Here is a 16,069-nt window from a genome sequence, read left to right as displayed (position 1 = left end):
ATTCCGCTTCGCCCGTTCGGTCGTACCGGTGTCAAGGTCAGCGCCCTCGCGCTCGGCACCATGATGTTCGGCTCGCGCGGCAACACCGACCACGACGACAGCATCCGGATCATCCATCGCGCACTCGACGCCGGGATCAACCTGGTCGACACCGCCGACGTCTACAGCCAGGGCGAATCCGAAGCGATCGTCGGCAAGGCCCTGCTCGGCCGCCGCGATGACGTGTTCCTCGCGACGAAGTTCCACGGGCAGATCGGCGAGAACCCGAACCACTTCGGCAACTCCCGCCGCTGGATCGCCCGCGCGGTCGAGGACAGCCTGCGCCGCCTGCAAACCGACCACATCGACCTGTACCAGGTGCACCGCCCGGAGGAGGACACCGACTTCGACGACACTCTCGGCGCGCTCTCCGATCTCGTGCACCAGGGCAAGGTCCGCTACATCGGTACGTCCACGTTCGAGCCGTCCGCGATCGTCGAAGGCCAGTGGATCTCAGAGCGTCGCAGCCGGGAACGAGTCGTCGCCGAGCAGCCGCCGTACTCCATCCTGGCACGCGGCATCGAGCGCGAAGTCCTGCCCATCGCCGCGAAGTACGGCCTGGCCGTCATCCCGTGGAGCCCCCTCGCGGGTGGCTGGCTGACCGGAAAGTACCGCGTCGGCGCCGCCCAGCCGTCCACCAGCCGCGGTGGCCGCCAACCCGGCCGGTTCGAGATCGACGAACCGTCCAACGCGGGCAAACTCGCCGCCGTCGAGGCCCTGGCGCTGCTCGCCGAACAGTCCGGCCTGTCACTGATCCACCTGGCACTCGGCTTCGTCCTCGAGCATCCGGCCATCACTGCCCCCATCATCGGCCCGCGCACGTTCGAACAGCTCGAAGGTCAGCTCGGTGCCGCCCAGATCCGGCTGTCCCGGGACGTCCTCGACGAGATCGACAAAATAGTGCCGCCCGGCGTCACCCTGTCGTCGCGGGACCAGGGCTACCACCCGCCGGCAATCACCGACCTGTCGCGCCGTCGCCGGAGCGCCGCATGAGCCCCACCTTCCTGTGGTACATCCCGAACACGGTCGACCCCGGCCATCGCGGTGACGACGCCGTCGACGGCTACGGCACCCTCGACCACAGCGTCGAACTCGCCCTGACTGCCGAGCGACACGGCTGGTCGGGGGCGTTGATCGGTACCGGATGGGGCCGGCCCGACACGTTCACAGTCGCCACCGCGCTGGCCGCCCGGACCACCACATTCCAGCCGCTCGCCGCCATCCGGCCCGGCTACTGGCAGCCCGCGCACTTCGCGAGCGCCGCGGCCACGCTGGACCGGCTCTCCGGCGGCCGGCTACTGATCAACATCGTGAGCGGAAAGGACAACCTGGCCGCCTACGGCGACGTCGAAGGCGATCAGGCGCACCGATACGCGCGGACCAGGGAATTCATGCGCATTGCGCGCCGCCTGTGGACAGAGGAGCAGGTGTCGTACGAGGGGGAGCACTTCAGCGTCACCGATTCCACGGTGGCGCCCCAGCCGTACGGTAAAGGTCCTCGTCTTTATTTCGGAGGCGCCTCCCCCGCCGCCGAAAAGGTCGCCGCCACCGAAGCCGACGTGCAGCTCTTCTGGGGTGAGCCCCTGGAAGGCGTGGCCGACCGCGTCGCCCGCCTCCGCCGGTTGAGCGGCGACCTCGACCGGGACCTGCCGCCGCTGGAGTTCGGCCTGCGCATCACCACGCTGGTCCGCGACACCACGGAAGAGGCGTGGCGCGACGCCGAGGCGAAGGTCGCCGACATGGCCGCCCACTCGGCCTCGCCCGATCCGCTGCGCCGTCCCGCGGTCGGCCAGCAGCGCCTGCTCGACCTGGCCGCCCGGGGCGACATCCTGGACTCCTGCCTCTACACCGCGCCCGGCCGCTACGGCGGGGGCGGCGCCGGTACGACCTGGCTGGTCGGCTCCGCCGATGACGTGGCCGCCGCCCTGCGCAAGTACGCCGACCTGGGCATCACGCACTTCGTCCTCTCCGACACCCCCTACCAGCGGGAGACGGCCCGGGTCGGCGACGCCCTGATCCACCGCCTCCGCGAACCGGTCCCCGCCGTCTGACCGGCCTCGCCCGCCGGGACCGTCAGGTCCGGCGGGCGACCAGGCTGGAGGCCGAGGAACTGACGAAGCCGACGATGGAACAGGGCGACACCTGCCGAAAGGTCAGCGACTCGACCGGCTCCTCCGATCGGACCTACGACCAGACCAAGTCGAATCAGGAGACCGCGCCCTACATCTGGGGTTCCCTGGGCGGAGCACTGGTGCTCCTGGGGGCCGTGAGCTGGCCGATCCGCCGTCGTCGCGAGGCCGCCCGCAAAGCCGAGGCGACCGCCGCCGGCTGACGGACGAGCGATCGGCTCCGCCGGTCGTCAAGTGGTCGGAGTCAGCGGTGGCCGACCAACTTTCGTGCCGTCGTCGCCGGATCCCCCGGGCAGGCATATTGGTCAAGGTCCACCCCCGCTTGCTCGCGTGACCGCGCAGAATGCCGACCTTGTTGCATTTATTTGCATTGATAGACATTCGTCGATCGGCCGCCGTATGGTTCGCATGCGTAGCCGTCGCGCAGTGGCCTTGAGGCCTGGGAATCCTCGGCCAGCGACGGCCTGCCGATGCCGCCGAACGATGGTGCCGCGCGAGCCACCGCCGCGAACGGCACTGTCCGGTGCGAGGCGTTTCCCCCCGCCACGCGCCTGCGGCGGTCATGCGGCGCGCACCGTCCCCCGCCCGCATCCCCACCAGGAGAATGCTTTGACCAGAATGATCAAGTGGTCGACGGCGCTCGCCGTCGTCGTCAGCGGCACCGTCGCCTTCGTCGGCGTGACCGCGCTGTCCTCCGAGGCCGCCACCACGCTGACCGTCGCGGCCGACGGCACCGGCCAGTACAAGACCGTGCAGGCTGCGGTGAACGCAGTCGCCGCCAACAATTCCAGCCGCGCCACGATAAATATCAAGGCCGGCACGTACCGGGAGATCGTCAGCATCCCGTCGAACAAGCCGTACATCACGCTGAACGGCACGGGCTCCGGACCGAGCAACGTGGTGATCGTCAACAACCGCAGCAACGCCGGCGGCTACGGCACTTTCGGCAGCGCCACGGTGACGGTCGCCGCGAAGGAGTTCATCGCCACGAACCTGACATTCTCGAACGACTACGGTACGGGTAGCCAGGCCGTCGCGATCAACATGAACGGCGACAAGGGCATCTACAAGAATGTCCGGTTCCTCGGCAACCAGGACACACTGCTGGCCAACACCCAACGCCAGTACATCACCAACTCGTACGTCGAGGGCACCGTCGACTTCATCTTCGGCGACGCCACCGCGGTCTTCAACGCGACCTCGATCTACCAGAAGCGCTCCACCGGCGGCCCGCTGACAGCGGCCAGGACGCCCTCCGGCAACACATACGGCTTCCTGATCTACAAGAGCACGATCACCGGCGCGACCAACAACACCACCCAACTCGGCCGCCCGTGGGGCCCGACCGCGCAGGTGCTGTTCCGCGAGTCGTCGCTCAGTGCCACCATCGCGACCGGACAGCCGTGGATCGACATGTCCAGCAACTCGTGGAAAAACGCCCGGTTCTTCGAATACAAGAACACCGGCTCCGGCGCGACCACCAACAGCAATCGCCCGCAGATGAGCGCCTCGACCGCCGCCAACTACACCCCGCAGAAGTACCTGGCCGGCTCCGACAGCTGGAACCCGACCGGCTGACAGCCGCCTTCTCCCGAGCCCGGGGGGTGCCGCATCGGCACCCCCCGGGCTTGTCTTGGGTACGTGGCGGGGTTCGACTTGGCGGGAAGCGGACCGTTCCGGGCAGAATTGAGTCGCGGCGAGCCGCCTTGGCGGCGTCCAGACCGGGGCGACGTCCCAGGTCGATCTCATGGGGCCCGAGCCGGCTCGCCGACCCACACCATCCTGATCACAACGAGCTACGACGATGACTGGACCTGGAGCAGGGCGCCGACTTCGATCCCATACGTTTCGGCCCCGCCGACGCCAACCGCCGTATCGCCACCGTGATGATCGCTGGAAGGCCGGGCGGGTGACCGGCGTAGGGCACGGAACGGAGGAGTAATGCTGGAGATCGAGCGATTCGACCTCGACGAGATCGCGTTCGCATTGTCGGACCAGAACCTCTACGACGAGCATCGGCATCTGCTCGACCCGGGCACCGGAAAGATCGTCCTGTGGACCCGGGAAGGTGGGATCGACGGCACGAACCCCGTCGACCTCGACGATTTGGATCTTCCCGTGATCAGGCCCCTGCCGTCGTACGTCTGGTACCAGGACATGGCGGATTTCATCGACCTCGTCAGCGACGATCGAGCATCTCGTCGTCTTGTCCGCGCGATCACCGGTCGCGGCGCGTTCCGGCGGTTCAAGATCGAGCTCAATGAGGAATACCCACACCTCTTGCAGCCCTGGTACGACTTCCGCGACACCCGGGCCGCCCGCCGGGCCGTCGAATGGCTACTGGACGAATCGCTGATCCGCAGTGCCGCCGCGGACCGCTTCTTCGCCGAGCATCCCGATCCACCGGTGCCCTGACTTCATCGGTACTCCGGCTCACGTCCATCGTTCGGATCCCCGAATTCGGCGGGTGCCGCGATGCGGACAGCGTTCACGGATGGAGTTGTGGGGCCGGACGTTGCACCATGCGAACCACACCACGGCCGTCCCCGGCCACCCGCTTCCTGGTCGTTTGACCAGCTCACGGGCCAGTGGCAGCATCGAGACGCGCTAGCCGCAGATCCTGAGTCGTCAAGGTCACACTCGGCGTACGACCAATCCCGGTTTGACCTCGGCCGCGGCGCCCAGGTGCGTGATGTCGTCCGGATCGCTGGTGAACACGATCGCCCCGTACGCCAGCGCCACCGTTACCACCGTGGCGTCGATGACGTCACGGGTCCCCGCCTTACCGCACAGCACCCCAGCCGTTTTTGCCGTCTCCATCCCTACCGGGAGCACCTCACAGCTGTGCAGAAACCTTCCGAGCTGTACCTGACGACGGGCATCACGCCAGGCCTGGGCCACGACGACGGCGGGAACGAGCAGACGGCGCCCTTCTTCGAGCGCCAGATGATGGATGACCCATATCCGCCGATCATTGCCGTCGATCGCCAGCAGCACACCGGCGTCGTACACGTACGGAATACTCACGCCGCCGCCGGCCCGGAGACATCAAAAGCCTCCGCGTCCGCCGCAGCCATCTCAGCCCGCGCTGCGGCGAGCTCCTCAAGCGTGAACGCCCCATGCTCGGCCTGCCAGTCCGCGACGGCCTTCCGGCCCACCCGGCGCCGGAGCTCACTCTCCGCAGCACTCGCCACCAGCCGCGACAACGGAACCCCGTCCTCACGTGCCGCCGACCCGAGGGCCTCGACCAGCTCTTCCGGGAGCGTCACCGTCACCTTCTTTACCGCCATAGGATCACCATACTCGTGTATGGCAGCCTCCCATCAGGCTGACTGACGATGCAACAGGAGCAGCCGTAACCATCAGCAACGATGGCGGTTCTGGCGCAACCGCGTGACTACACCACGGCCTGCGTCTTCGGCGCGCGGAATGCCCCGTCCTGAATGCCGAACGGCCGCTTCCTACGTCGGCACGCTTCAGGGTCGTCGGCCGGCCCATCGAAAAGTCGAGGAACGGCCCTCCGGCTACCGACGTGAGTAACGACCGACCGGATCCGCAGCGTCACCGAGAAGCTCCGAGTACACGGCGGGGTCGACGGTGTCGTGGTGGCAGCGGTCGAGCAGCCGCTCGAGACGTGCAGCTATCTCCTCCGAGTCAAGGTCGAGCCGCTCGCACAGATCCCGGTGCGCATCGACCAGAGGCTCGCTGATCTCCTCAGGATCGATACGACGCGCGTGGTAGGCATCGATCAGATGGATGGCCAGTTCATCCCAGGCGGCGATGGCCTGCTCGATCAGATCGAGCATGGCCGGCACCACGGGATACGCGCACAGGATCGCGACCTCGGCGACCAGGCGACGGCCGGCGTCCTCCGCATCGGCGATCTCCCACCTGGTGCCGGTGGTCACGTTCGACACCTCGCGGATGACGGCCTGAAAGCCGGCCAGGGCCGACTCGTCGACCGGAACGAGCATCCCCGCTTCCCCAGCAGCAAGGTCGCGAACAGGCGATCCCGAACAGCCTGTTCCATCACCAGGTCGGTCAACTGCCGCGGACCGAGCCTCGAGCCACCCATGCCGACGCCAGACCCAGGCGAACCGCCGACCGTGTCCATCCGGCCAGGTAGGTGCCCATCCCCACCGACACCTGCAACCTTGACGTACCATTCAGTGTACGTTCAGACGTACATTATGCTTTATTGGGGGCCAAGATGAAGGTGCTGACCATCAGCGACGTTCGCAAGAACCTCGCCGCCGTGGTCGATGCGGTGATCGATGATGCCGAGGAGTGCATCATCCCCCGCGGCGGCGGCAAGGCCGTCGTCATGGTTTCGCTCGACGAGTGGAACGCCATGAACGAGACGCTGCATGTTCTCGGTTCCGCCTCGAACGCCCGCCGCCTGCTGGAGAGCATCGCCCAGGCCGATGCCGGCCTGCTCGAGGAGCATCCGCTCGACTCGAGGCCCCCCTCGCCGAAACGCGGCAAGGAAGCCTTATGAGCTTGCGTATCGTTTTCACTCCCAACGCAGGGGAGGACTACGACGGCTGGTTACGCCGAGACGTGAAGATGGCCGCCGCATCAGCAAACTGATCCTCGACGTTCAACGGGATCCACACGGAACCGGTCTCGGCAAGCCCGAACTGCTGAAAGGCCCGCTCTCTGGCTGGTCGTCCCGCCGCATCAACGACGAACACCGGCTCATCTACCGCGTCCGTGGCGGCGACCTGGAAATCGCCGCCTGCCACGGCCACTACCTCGACAAGTAGCAGCGGCTCACCCCAGCATCCCGCCTAATCGGATCGGCGGTCGCGGCGTTCAGCCTTTCCCCGCCCGCGCACGAGGGTGCACGGCATGCAAGCCATCGCCCTTCATCAGGGGCCCGGCGGTTCGCATGCAAGATCAAAGTGGGCCGGAGTTGCACCATGCGAACCACCCGATCATCGCTGGCGATCCACTGCCGGGACGTTTGGCGGGTTCAAGGGGTATTCGACCAGACCGTTAGCCTGATTCAGACCCGCCTTCAGCCACCTCGGACGGCTGCGCTACCAGGCCGGAGACCAGGCCGGCCGCCTGAGGGAAGCCGCCCGTCATGCAGCGATGGCCGGGACAGACAGAGCGCGGGGACCGTCGAAGGTCCTCGCGCCCTGTCGTGCGCGGTCTACCCGATCAGCTGTAGACCTCGAACTCGAACAGCGAGTAGCCCCAGGCGGTGGCACGGGCCGTACCGTTGATCCGCACGTAACGGCCGGTTGCGGCCAGCGCGGTGTTGTCGTCCACCCCACCGTCGCCGCCGGTGACCGTCCGGACCGTGGTCCAGGTCGTCCCGTTCGCCGACGTCTGGATCTGGTATCCCGAGCCGTAGGCCGCCTCCCAGGTCAGCTTGACCCGATTGATCGGGTACGACTGACCGAGATCCACCTGGATCCACTGCGGGTCGGCGAAGGCACTCGCCCACCTGCTGGTCAGCGATCCGTCCACCGCGGCCGAGGCCGGGAAGCTGCCGGATTCTGTGCTCGACGCCGTCACCGGCTTGTTCAACGCCAGGTTCTCCGACGGCGGTTGCGTCGTGCCGCCGGAGGTGAACGTGAAGTCGTCGATGTCGAACAGCGATCCCGCGCCGCCGGTGAACACCAGGTACAGCTGGCGCGTACCGGTCGGTGGGTTGATCGTCCCGGTGACGTCGGCCCACGTCTCCCACCCACCGGTCGGGGCGACCTGCACCGTGCCGGCCACCGGGCCGGTCGGCGAGTCGGCCCGCACAGTCAGTGTGCCACCGACGCCGGCCGAGGCGACCCGCGCTTTGATGCCGGTGACGCCGGCCAGGTTGTACGGCGTGAAGGAGATCCAGTCGCCGTTCTCGATGTAGCCGATGGCGTTGCCGCCGTGGGCGCTGGCCTTGGCGGCGACCTGGACGCCGTTCATGGTGCTGAAGTGCTCGGCCTGCCGGGTCCGCGGCTGCAGCACGTGCTGGTCCTGGACCGCGACCCCGCTGACCGGGGTGTACACGGCGGCGATCGCCCCGAAGATGTTCGCGCTTGCGTCGTGCTCACCGTCCACGGTGGTCTGGACCGATCCGGTGCAGCCGGTCTTGCTGGTGATCGGGTGACCGTGACTGTCGTGCCCCAGGATGTAGTTGACCACGACGCGGCTGCAGTCGACGGTGCCGGCGTTCGGATCGGTGACCCGCACCTCGAACGGCACCAGGTCACCGTACTGGAACACCGATCCGTCGGCCGGTGTGATCAACTGGATGGATGGCCGGCCGACCCCGACGACAGTACTGGCCGTCGAGGTTTTGCCGCCGCTGTCCCGTACCGTCAGCGTCGCGGTGTATTCACCGTTCGCCGGATAGGTGAACGTCGGGTTGGCCGCCGTGGAGTCGGTGCTGCCGTTACTGGTGAAGTCCCAGGCGTACGTGATCGGGTCGCCGTCCGGGTCGTTGCTGCCCGCCGAGCTGAACTGCACGGCCAGCGGCGCGGCGCCGGAGGACGGGGTGGCGGCGATCTGTGCGATCGGCGCCCGGTTGGCGCCGGTGTTGTACTCGATCCGGTAAAGAGCCGAGTTCTCGTCGCCGCCGAACCAGGTGGTGCCGTAGTCGAGCACATACAGGGCGCCGTCAGGACCGAACTCCATGTCCATGATCGCGGTTCCGGACCATGGGATCGGCTCGATCGCGCCGGCCGTGCCGTTGGCGTTCAGGGTGACCGCCTTGATCCAGCGACTGGTGAACTCGCCGAGGAAGGCCTTCCCGTTGTAGGACGCCGGGAACTTGACGTCAGAGGCCAATGCCGGATTGAAGTTGTAGACCGGACCGGCCATGGGCCCGCCCCCGCCCAGCTCGGGCCGCCAGGGCCCCTGCCCGCCGTAGGGCAGCCAGGCCGCCTGAGACGGCGGCAGTTTGGTGATGCCGGTGTTGTTCCGCGAGTTGTTCGTCGGCCCACCGGCACAGTCGTACGGACCGGACGACGGCCCGCTGGGGAACGTGAACTCCTGGTAGGGGGTGTTGTAGTTGGAGCAGTACGGCCAGCCGTAGAAGCCCGGCTGGGTGATCCGCTCGAACGAGACGGTGCCCGCCGGCCCGCGCTGCAGGTCGGCCGAGCCCGCGTCGGGGCCGTAGTCACCGAGGTAGACGACCCCGGTGGCCTTGTCGACGCTCATCTTGAACGGGTTACGGAAGCCCATGGCGTAGACCTCCGGCCTGGTGTTCGCCGTGCCCGGGGCGAACATGTTGCCCGCCGGGACGGTGTAGCCGCCCGTCGCACCCGGCTTGATCCGCAGGACCTTCCCGCGCAGGTCGTTGCTGTTGGCCGAGGTGCGCTGCGCGTCGTAGGCGGGGTTGCGGTCGGCCCGCTCGTCGATCGGCGCGAAACCGGCCGAGTCGAACGGGTTGGTGTCGTCACCGGTGGACAGGTACAGGTTGCCGGCGGCGTCGAAGTCGATATCACCGCCGACGTGGCAGCACAGCCCACGGCTGGTCGGCACATCGAGGATCGTCACCATTGAGGCCGGGTCGATCGTGTTGTCGTCCCGCACGGTGAGCCGGGCCAGCTTGTTGGAGCCGTTGAACGGGGCGAACTGCGCCGCCGTGCCGGTGGACGGAGCGTCGCCGCCCGGCGTGCTGAGCGGTGGCGCGTAGTAGACGTACACCCAGCGGTTGCTGGCGAAGTTCGGGTCGGCCTTGATGCTCTGCAGACCCTCCTCATCGTGGCTGTAGACCGGCAGCGTCAGGGCTACCTTGGTGTTGCCGTTGACGTCGGTGTACCGGATGACGCCGTTGCGCGAGGTGTGCAGCACGCCCCGGTTGGGCAGCACGGTGAGGCCCATCGGCTCACCGGTCTCCGCCACGCCCTTGGCCAGGTTCACCTGGCTGAACGTGCCGCCGGGAGCCTGCACCGAACAGTTGCCGATGTTCTGCGCGGCGTACTTGATCCCGCCGAGCAGGTGGGTGCGGAAGTTGGCCTCGGTGTAGCTCTCCTGGGTGTGGCCGAGGCCGGTGTACCAGGAGCGGCCGCCGTCGTAGGGCCGGCACCACGAGATCGGATGGTCGCCGTTCATGGTGCCACCGGTGTAGGTGGCCTCGTTGAGGTTCGCGAGGACGTGCACCTGGGAGCGAGGGTTGGTGCGGTAGTTGTACCACTCGTCGGTTCGGTTCCAGTTCACCGGAATGCCCGCGTTGGACGGGTGGGCGGTGTCCTCGATGCGGACGGTGGCCGGCTGGATCGCCGGATGGCCGGAGAAGTACGCGCCGACGACGTTGCCGTACCAGGGCCAGTCGTACTCGGTGTCGGAAGCGGCGTGCACGCCGACATAGCCGCCGCCGGCGCGGACGTAGCGCTCGAACGCGGCCTGCTGGGTCGCGTTGAGCACGTCGCCGGTCGTGGACAGCCAGATGACCGCCCTGAACCTGGCCAGGTTCGTATCAGTGAACTGGGCGGCGTCCTCGGTCGCCTCGACCGTGAAGTTGTTCTGCGCGCCCAGTTGCTGGATCGCGGTGATTCCTGCGGGGATCGAGTCATGCCGGAACCCCACGGTTTTGCTGAAGATCAGGACCGAGAAGTCGGCCGCGAATGCCGGGGCGACGTTGACGCCCGTCCCGGCCAGTACAAGAGCGACGATCAGCAGCACTCTGCGAATCATGATCGGTTGGGTACCTCTCGTGAGGAAGCAGCCGAGACGTACGCCGATCACGTCTCGAATGTGGCCGCGGAATGCGACTCCGCGGGGAGGGCCGGGGACGCACATCGCGGTGTCACGTCTGTCCCGGCGGTGGGGGGTCGTCGACACGTCGCGCCTCGGTGAAGGCTCGTGCGGCGCCGCGATAGGGGCGAGGCGGTGGGTCGGTGAACGTGGCGGCTTCGACCTCAACCCCTCGGAGAGCGCTCTCTCCAAGATGTGGAAAAGTTAACAGATTCGTCATCGCCTCACAACGGTTTCATCGACACCCATGAGAATCCGACTGCCGAAGTTCGCCCCGGTCGAGAAGCGCGCAGCGGTGATCGACCGGGCGCTCAGTCGAAGATGTCCTGGTCGACGCGGGTCCCCCGATGATCCATTGTCGGCAAAAGGCGTGCGCCAGCGAATGCCTGCCATGTCTGCCCGTTCAGGCACCGCGATATCCGGATCTCTCGCCGGCCGGGAAGCGCTTCCCCGAAAGCACCTGGATCCCGTCCCTCGATCCCCTTCGAGGAGCCATCGCGCCGTCCCGGCCGATCGCATGAAGAGGACAAGCCGGGACCGGCGTCCGCCGCTGAGGGCGGTCGGCAGGGCGGCCATGCCCGCCATTCGGCTCAGTTGGGTACAGGCCCGTCCGGCGTCGTGGCCCAAACTCTGAGGCTTGGAGGTCGACCAACTACCGCCGTCAGCGGACCAACCGGCGCGCTCATCGCATCGTGGGCCTCTGGCATGCAAGATCAAAGGGGGCCGAACGTTGCACCATGCGAACCGCCCGACCACCGTTCCCGGGCATCCGCTGCCAGAACGTTTGACCTGCTCACGCCACAGTCGGGGCCCCGCTGAGCACTCCTAGCGGTCCCACAGATGCACGGTTTCGCCGGTTCTTAGCGGCTTACCGTCAGGACCCTTTCTCCACACCACGAAGATCATCGATTGCAGTGGGGCGATGCCCGGCGGCTGGTTGCCGGGCCGCCGCTGCGGCGTCGCTGTGGCGCTGCGGGAATGCGGTCGCTCGGTCGGCTCATGGGCGACAGAATGGCTGCGATCATGGCGATCGGCGGTGGGGACGGGGGCGTCGGTGGGCGCGATGTCGCTGGGGACAGCGTTGCGGCGGTGGCTGCGAAATATGAAGTAGCCGAAGATCACCGCGCGCATGGCCCACACACGGACGCGCCGGAGACCCCCTGTGGTGCGAGGGCCTCCGGCGAGGCGGTTCCGTGCGGTGGATCAGGATCCGCGAAGGATCAGGTTGCCGTTGTCCGCGGCGCCGTTTGTTCGCTGGCGCGTTTGCGGCGCCGCATTCCCTGCGGCTTTATCCCGCTGGCGTTTCGTTCAAATCCAAACCACGCAGGATGTTATCGCGGTCCGCGTTTCCGCGCAGCGCGGTCAAGGAATTCAAGCGGCCCAGCAAAGTCGTGGAAGATGCGGGGCATTTCAAGTCTTGAATCGCCGACAAGGTCTTTTCAAAACGCTGGATGCGACTTTCAAGGTCCGTTCCACTGGGAAGGCTGGCATTCTTGAGCGCTACCTGCGCGTTCACTTGGGCTTGAGTGGGTGGGCAGCGACCGGGAACGTTTACCCCGGTAGGGCCCACGCGGTCGGCCGTCGCGTTCGGATTGCCCGGGCTGAAACCCAACGCCGGCACCAAAGCGTTAACGTTACCGGAGCTGGCTCCGGCGTTCCCCGTCGCTCCACTCGCGGCCGCGTCACCGGATCCTGTGGCGGCGGCTTTATCCGCTGGCGTTTCGTTCAAATCCAAACCACGCAGGATGTTATCGCGGTCCGCGTTTCCGCGCAGCGCGGTCAAGGAATTCAAGCGGCCCAGCAAAGTCGTGGAAGATGCGGGGCATTTCAAGTCTTGAATCGCCGACAAGGTCTTTTCAAAACGCTGGATGCGACTTTCAAGGTCCGTTCCACTCGGAAGGCTCGCATTCTTGAGCGCTACCTGCGCGTTCACTTGGGCTTGAGTGGGTGGGCAGCGACCGGGAACGTTTACCCCGGTAGGGCCCACGCGGTCGGCCGTCGCGTTCGGATTGCCCGGGCTGAAACCCAACGCCGGCACCAAAGCGTTAATGTCACCGGAGCTGGCTCCGGACTCGGCGGCCTGGCCCATCCCCGTGCCGACCGCGAGCGCCAAGGCGAGCAGCGCTGCGGCGGCACCTCCACTCACCAGCTTGCGCGTCCGGCTGCTGACTCCGCGTCGATACATGCACGGCTCCTCTTCGTCTCGGCACTGCTTGTGCCGAGATATACGAGCAACGATGTGGCGGCAGTTCATGACGCTGAGCAAGCGTTCCTTAAAGCTTCTTTAACGAAACTCCCGGGGCCACTCACCTGGACCGTCACCGTGCCCTGGCGGGTCCGATGAGCCAGGCGCGTCATGCACGGGTGGTTACGAGTGCTCAGGCGAGTTGGCCACGCCGTGCCCGCTCTCTGGCGGATGACAGAGGGCCGGAGTGCTCCGATTGCCAGAAGTGCCAGAAGTGCCAGATGTCCAGACCGGTGGCTGCCGCGGCCGCCGCCACCAGGTCGGTGAACTCACGAACGTCAGGTAGTCGGACTCGTCCCTCTGCGGTCAGGTGGGCCTCGGCCGGAAACTGAAGGGGGAATCCGCCGATCGAGAGGGCCACATCAGGTTCGATCAGGCCCCAATGTCACGAGATCGGTGACCCGCACGTCGTAGACGATGGCGAGCCCTCTTCGGGAGGTGGGCAGGTCGTACACCGGCACCTCGGACGGTCCGGCCGGGCTGGAGCCCAGGAAGGTCGTGGCCCGGCCAGTTCCACAGCCGGTCCAGCGCACTCAACCGCAGAAGGAGGTAACCCGCCACCGCAGCCGCGGCCGGATCCGTCGCGGTCTCGAGGAACAGACCCTCGGCCCAACCACAAGGCCGCCCAGCAAGCTTTGACCTGGCTCGCCGCAAGAAGCCACTAGATAGCCCGGTGAGTGGATCGGCCGAAGGACGCGACCCCGACGAAGGCGTGACCGGACCACCGACCGCGCCCACCATAACGTGGGGTCTGGGGGTCGCCCCCAGGCAAATAAAGTGGGCCGGACGTTGCACCATGCGAACCACGCCATCGGTGTTCCGGGCACCCCGCTACCGGTACGTTTGGCCATTTCACGCCACATCCAGGCCGAGCCGTGACGGGGCTGGCGCGCCCGAGAGGGGCGCTCGTGGCGGCGCGACATGCCCGATCGGTGCGCTAGCATTGCTATCACTTCTGCCGTTGAAGGAGGTTCCGTGGCGGCTCTCAGCATCAGAGATCTCGACGATGTGGTGAAGGAGAAGTTGCGTCTTCGCGCTGCCCGTAACGGCCGTTCCATGGAGGCCGAGATCCGTGCCATCCTGACCACCGCCGTCACTGATGATGCGCCACGAACCGATCTGTTCAGCGCTCTCACGGAACGGTTCGCCCAGCTCGGCGGCGCCGACTTCGACCTGCCGGCACGTACCACCATGCCCCGGGCTGCGAGTCTGCCGGAGTGATGATCGTCCTCGACACCAACGTGGTCTCCGAACTCATGCGGCCCGAGCCAGCTCCGGCGGTGCTCGCCTGGATGCAACGCAGTTCCGGTTACGGCTTGTATACGACCGCGGTCACCATCGCCGAGATCCGATACGGCATCGCGCGCCTGCCGGAGGGCCGTCGGCGGCAATCGCTGCATCAGGCGGCCGACGAGATCTTTGCGGCTTTCCCTCGCCAGGTTCTGCCCTTCGACCTCGCCTCCGCCAGCGCCTACGCCGACATCGTCGCGAGCCGGGAGCAACAGGGCAACCCGATCAGCGGGTTCGACGCTCAGATCGCCGCCATCTGCCGCTCGCAAGCGGCGTCTCTGGCGACCCGGAACACCAGAGACTTCGTCGACACCGGCATCGGCCTTCTTGATCCATGGCAGCCGGCCAAATGATCGGTGCACGGGATGCCTGAGGATGATCTGGCCGCCGCTGCAGCATCCGCACCTGCCGTACGGCAGGTGGTCGCCTTGACCCGCTGGGTCGGCTCGGGCCGCAAACTGACCCAGACCGGACAGTTGACCATGGCCGATGCAGGGCAGCTGGTCACTCTCCTGGAGATTGGCGACGAGATCGACCCGGTGATCGGCACCCGGAGGTTCCGCACCCGTAGCAGCGCCGACCTTCCCCGGCTGGCGCTCGTGGTGGCCTGGGCCAAGGCAACCGGGCTTCTCCGAGTCGTGCACGGCCGGTTGGTGCCGGTCAAGACGAATCAGCGACTGCTGGACCGGCCAGTGGAGCTGTGGACCGTCATGTTCGCGGCCTTCGACCAACTCGGCCCAGCACTCTGCCCGCCCGGCTGGTTCGCCTCGTTGCTCGGCGAGGACTTCAGCGACGGGATGACCGTGCTATTCGCCAGCATCGCGGGAGGCGGTGGTGCCACGCGCATCGAGAAGGCGCAGGAACAGGTCTGGTCCGTCCTCTCCACCCGTTACTACCTGGACGAAGCCACCACGGAGCAACTGGGGCACATCCGCAAGGCCACCGACCGCGACCTGCACCGTGCAGCCCGCGAGTTGGTCGCGTTCGGCGCGCTGGCCGAGGACGGCGAAACACTGCACCTGTCCCCTGCCGCCGAGAAGGTTCTGAGCGCCAGGTTCGCTGCGGTGCAGCCTGGTGCTCAGATCGCTCAATCAAGGTCACTCTGCTGGACACCGACCCACCAGTGTGGCGACGTCTGCTCGTGCCCGTGACATTGCGCCTGGACCGGCTCGACCGTGTCATCCAGGCTGCGATGGGCTGGACCAACTCACATCTGCACATGTTCATCCACCCCACCGGCCACTACGGCACGCCCTGCCTCGATTTTCCGTTGCGCGACGAAAGCAAGGCCGCGTTCCGCGACCTAGCCGCCCGCGAGGGAGACACGTTCGGGTACGAGTACGACTTCGGCGACAGTTGGACGCACGAGGTGCTGCTGGAGGAACTGGTATCCGCCGAGCCGACCGGGCGATACCCGGCCTGCACGGACGGTGCTCGCGCCTGTCCACCGGAAGACTGCGGCGGCACCACCGGCTACCAGGAACTGCTCGACGCGCTCGCCGACCCGCACCATACCGATCACGACGATCTACGACGATGGCTGGGCCTGGAACAGGGCGCCGACTTCGATCCCGCGCGTTTCGACCCCGCTGACGCCAACCGGCGCATCGCCACGGTGATGATCGCCGGAAGGCTGGGCCGCTGATCAACGCAGGACCGGCCTGAACGA

Annotated in this window: 17 protein-coding genes; 11 read left to right on the top strand and 6 right to left on the bottom strand. The window is 66.9% G+C overall.

The features are described 5' to 3' along the window. From ACFQV6_RS26360 to ACFQV6_RS26340, 5 genes are all read left to right on the top strand, one after another. Complete coding sequence (locus ACFQV6_RS26360) at window positions 1-1,032, top strand: aldo/keto reductase (protein ID WP_378030288.1); 1,032 nt, start codon at window positions 1-3, stop codon at window positions 1,030-1,032. Further along, window positions 1,029-2,090 carry an LLM class flavin-dependent oxidoreductase gene (locus tag ACFQV6_RS26355; protein ID WP_378030261.1) on the top strand — a complete coding sequence of 354 codons (1,062 nt, stop codon included), beginning with the start codon at window positions 1,029-1,031 and terminating at the stop codon, window positions 2,088-2,090. The genes ACFQV6_RS26360 and ACFQV6_RS26355 overlap by 4 nt, the downstream gene beginning before the upstream one ends. Before the next feature lie 74 nt (window positions 2,091-2,164). Next, window positions 2,165-2,371: a hypothetical protein gene (locus ACFQV6_RS26350; protein WP_378030260.1), complete on the top strand. Its 207-nt coding sequence runs from the start codon at window positions 2,165-2,167 to the stop codon at window positions 2,369-2,371. Between the two features lie 415 nt (window positions 2,372-2,786). Continuing rightward, entirely contained in the window at window positions 2,787-3,746 is a 960-nt protein-coding gene (locus tag ACFQV6_RS26345; RefSeq protein WP_378030287.1) for a pectinesterase family protein, read from the top strand. 363 nt (window positions 3,747-4,109) lie between these two features. Next, window positions 4,110-4,583, top strand: coding sequence for a UPF0158 family protein (locus tag ACFQV6_RS26340; RefSeq protein ID WP_378030259.1), 474 nt, complete (start codon window positions 4,110-4,112; stop codon window positions 4,581-4,583). 219 nt (window positions 4,584-4,802) lie between these two features. Here ACFQV6_RS26340 and ACFQV6_RS26335 read toward each other — a convergent pair whose 3' ends face one another. The 3 genes from ACFQV6_RS26335 to ACFQV6_RS26325 all read right to left on the bottom strand — a co-directional run bounded on the left by ACFQV6_RS26335 (window position 4,803) and on the right by ACFQV6_RS26325 (window position 6,142). After that, window positions 4,803-5,180 (bottom strand): type II toxin-antitoxin system VapC family toxin, encoded by a 378-nt coding sequence (locus ACFQV6_RS26335; RefSeq protein WP_378030258.1) that lies wholly within the window; start codon window positions 5,178-5,180, stop codon window positions 4,803-4,805. A gap of 11 nt (window positions 5,181-5,191) precedes the next feature. Next, a complete protein-coding gene (locus tag ACFQV6_RS26330) occupies window positions 5,192-5,458 on the bottom strand; it encodes a hypothetical protein (protein ID WP_378030257.1) in 267 nt (88 codons plus the stop codon). Window positions 5,459-5,692: 234 nt separating this feature from the next. Further along, the gene (locus tag ACFQV6_RS26325) at window positions 5,693-6,142 is read right to left on the bottom strand and encodes a hypothetical protein (RefSeq protein WP_378030256.1); all 450 of its coding nucleotides are present in this window, start codon (window positions 6,140-6,142) and stop codon (window positions 5,693-5,695) included. 236 nt (window positions 6,143-6,378) lie between these two features. Here ACFQV6_RS26325 and ACFQV6_RS26320 point away from each other — a divergent pair, with 236 nt between their 5' ends. Beyond that, on the top strand, window positions 6,379-6,666 hold the full coding sequence (locus ACFQV6_RS26320) for a type II toxin-antitoxin system Phd/YefM family antitoxin (RefSeq protein ID WP_378030255.1): 288 nt from the start codon (window positions 6,379-6,381) through the stop codon (window positions 6,664-6,666). Continuing rightward, entirely contained in the window at window positions 6,593-6,934 is a 342-nt protein-coding gene (locus tag ACFQV6_RS26315) for a Txe/YoeB family addiction module toxin (protein ID WP_378030254.1), read from the top strand. The genes ACFQV6_RS26320 and ACFQV6_RS26315 overlap by 74 nt, the downstream gene beginning before the upstream one ends. A gap of 400 nt (window positions 6,935-7,334) precedes the next feature. Here ACFQV6_RS26315 and ACFQV6_RS26310 read toward each other — a convergent pair whose 3' ends face one another. From ACFQV6_RS26310 to ACFQV6_RS26300, 3 genes are all read right to left on the bottom strand, one after another. Next, on the bottom strand, window positions 7,335-10,805 hold the full coding sequence (locus ACFQV6_RS26310; RefSeq protein ID WP_378030253.1) for a ThuA domain-containing protein: 3,471 nt from the start codon (window positions 10,803-10,805) through the stop codon (window positions 7,335-7,337). 885 nt (window positions 10,806-11,690) lie between these two features. Further along, window positions 11,691-11,996 carry a hypothetical protein gene (locus tag ACFQV6_RS26305; protein ID WP_378030252.1) on the bottom strand — a complete coding sequence of 102 codons (306 nt, stop codon included), beginning with the start codon at window positions 11,994-11,996 and terminating at the stop codon, window positions 11,691-11,693. A 157-nt stretch (window positions 11,997-12,153) separates the two neighbouring features. Continuing rightward, on the bottom strand, window positions 12,154-13,050 hold the full coding sequence (locus ACFQV6_RS26300) for a hypothetical protein (RefSeq protein ID WP_378030251.1): 897 nt from the start codon (window positions 13,048-13,050) through the stop codon (window positions 12,154-12,156). 1,035 nt (window positions 13,051-14,085) lie between these two features. On the opposite strand from ACFQV6_RS26300, the gene ACFQV6_RS26295 reads away from it, so the two are divergent. The 4 genes from ACFQV6_RS26295 to ACFQV6_RS26280 are packed head-to-tail and all read left to right on the top strand — an operon-like array spanning window position 14,086 to window position 16,045. Continuing rightward, window positions 14,086-14,331: an Arc family DNA-binding protein gene (locus ACFQV6_RS26295; RefSeq protein ID WP_378030250.1), complete on the top strand. Its 246-nt coding sequence runs from the start codon at window positions 14,086-14,088 to the stop codon at window positions 14,329-14,331. Next, a complete protein-coding gene (locus tag ACFQV6_RS26290) occupies window positions 14,331-14,753 on the top strand; it encodes a type II toxin-antitoxin system VapC family toxin (RefSeq protein WP_378030286.1) in 423 nt (140 codons plus the stop codon). Before ACFQV6_RS26295 ends, ACFQV6_RS26290 begins: the two co-directional genes overlap by 1 nt. A 12-nt stretch (window positions 14,754-14,765) precedes the next feature. Then, window positions 14,766-15,551 carry a hypothetical protein gene (locus tag ACFQV6_RS26285; protein WP_378030249.1) on the top strand — a complete coding sequence of 262 codons (786 nt, stop codon included), beginning with the start codon at window positions 14,766-14,768 and terminating at the stop codon, window positions 15,549-15,551. Continuing rightward, window positions 15,548-16,045, top strand: coding sequence for a plasmid pRiA4b ORF-3 family protein (locus ACFQV6_RS26280; protein ID WP_378030248.1), 498 nt, complete (start codon window positions 15,548-15,550; stop codon window positions 16,043-16,045). The genes ACFQV6_RS26285 and ACFQV6_RS26280 overlap by 4 nt, the downstream gene beginning before the upstream one ends. Window positions 16,046-16,069: the final 24 nt, after the last annotated feature.

The sequence above is a fragment of the Actinoplanes sp. GCM10030250 genome (genome assembly GCF_042666575.1).
In the GTDB taxonomy this organism is placed as follows: domain Bacteria; phylum Actinomycetota; class Actinomycetes; order Mycobacteriales; family Micromonosporaceae; genus Actinoplanes.
Note: the sequence above shows the minus strand (reverse complement) of the source record. Positions and strands in the feature narration are given on the sequence as shown.

What these genes read in the sequence shown, in the direction of transcription:
- ACFQV6_RS26285 (WP_378030249.1), top strand. Translation starts at nt 14,766, where the DNA reads ATGCCTGAGGATGATCTGGCCGCCGCTGCAGCATCCGCACCTGCCGTA.
- ACFQV6_RS26355 (WP_378030261.1), top strand. Translation starts at nt 1,029, where the DNA reads ATGAGCCCCACCTTCCTGTGGTACATCCCGAACACGGTCGACCCCGGC.
- ACFQV6_RS26310 (WP_378030253.1), bottom strand. Translation starts at nt 10,805, where the DNA reads ATGATTCGCAGAGTGCTGCTGATCGTCGCTCTTGTACTGGCCGGGACG.
- ACFQV6_RS26315 (WP_378030254.1), top strand. Translation starts at nt 6,593, where the DNA reads ATGCCGGCCTGCTCGAGGAGCATCCGCTCGACTCGAGGCCCCCCTCGC.
- ACFQV6_RS26300 (WP_378030251.1), bottom strand. Translation starts at nt 13,050, where the DNA reads ATGTATCGACGCGGAGTCAGCAGCCGGACGCGCAAGCTGGTGAGTGGA.
- ACFQV6_RS26350 (WP_378030260.1), top strand. Translation starts at nt 2,165, where the DNA reads ATGGAACAGGGCGACACCTGCCGAAAGGTCAGCGACTCGACCGGCTCC.
- ACFQV6_RS26290 (WP_378030286.1), top strand. Translation starts at nt 14,331, where the DNA reads ATGATCGTCCTCGACACCAACGTGGTCTCCGAACTCATGCGGCCCGAG.
- ACFQV6_RS26305 (WP_378030252.1), bottom strand. Translation starts at nt 11,996, where the DNA reads ATGCGCGCGGTGATCTTCGGCTACTTCATATTTCGCAGCCACCGCCGC.
- ACFQV6_RS26320 (WP_378030255.1), top strand. Translation starts at nt 6,379, where the DNA reads ATGAAGGTGCTGACCATCAGCGACGTTCGCAAGAACCTCGCCGCCGTG.
- ACFQV6_RS26330 (WP_378030257.1), bottom strand. Translation starts at nt 5,458, where the DNA reads ATGGCGGTAAAGAAGGTGACGGTGACGCTCCCGGAAGAGCTGGTCGAG.
- ACFQV6_RS26345 (WP_378030287.1), top strand. Translation starts at nt 2,787, where the DNA reads ATGATCAAGTGGTCGACGGCGCTCGCCGTCGTCGTCAGCGGCACCGTC.
- ACFQV6_RS26325 (WP_378030256.1), bottom strand. Translation starts at nt 6,142, where the DNA reads ATGCTCGTTCCGGTCGACGAGTCGGCCCTGGCCGGCTTTCAGGCCGTC.
- ACFQV6_RS26340 (WP_378030259.1), top strand. Translation starts at nt 4,110, where the DNA reads ATGCTGGAGATCGAGCGATTCGACCTCGACGAGATCGCGTTCGCATTG.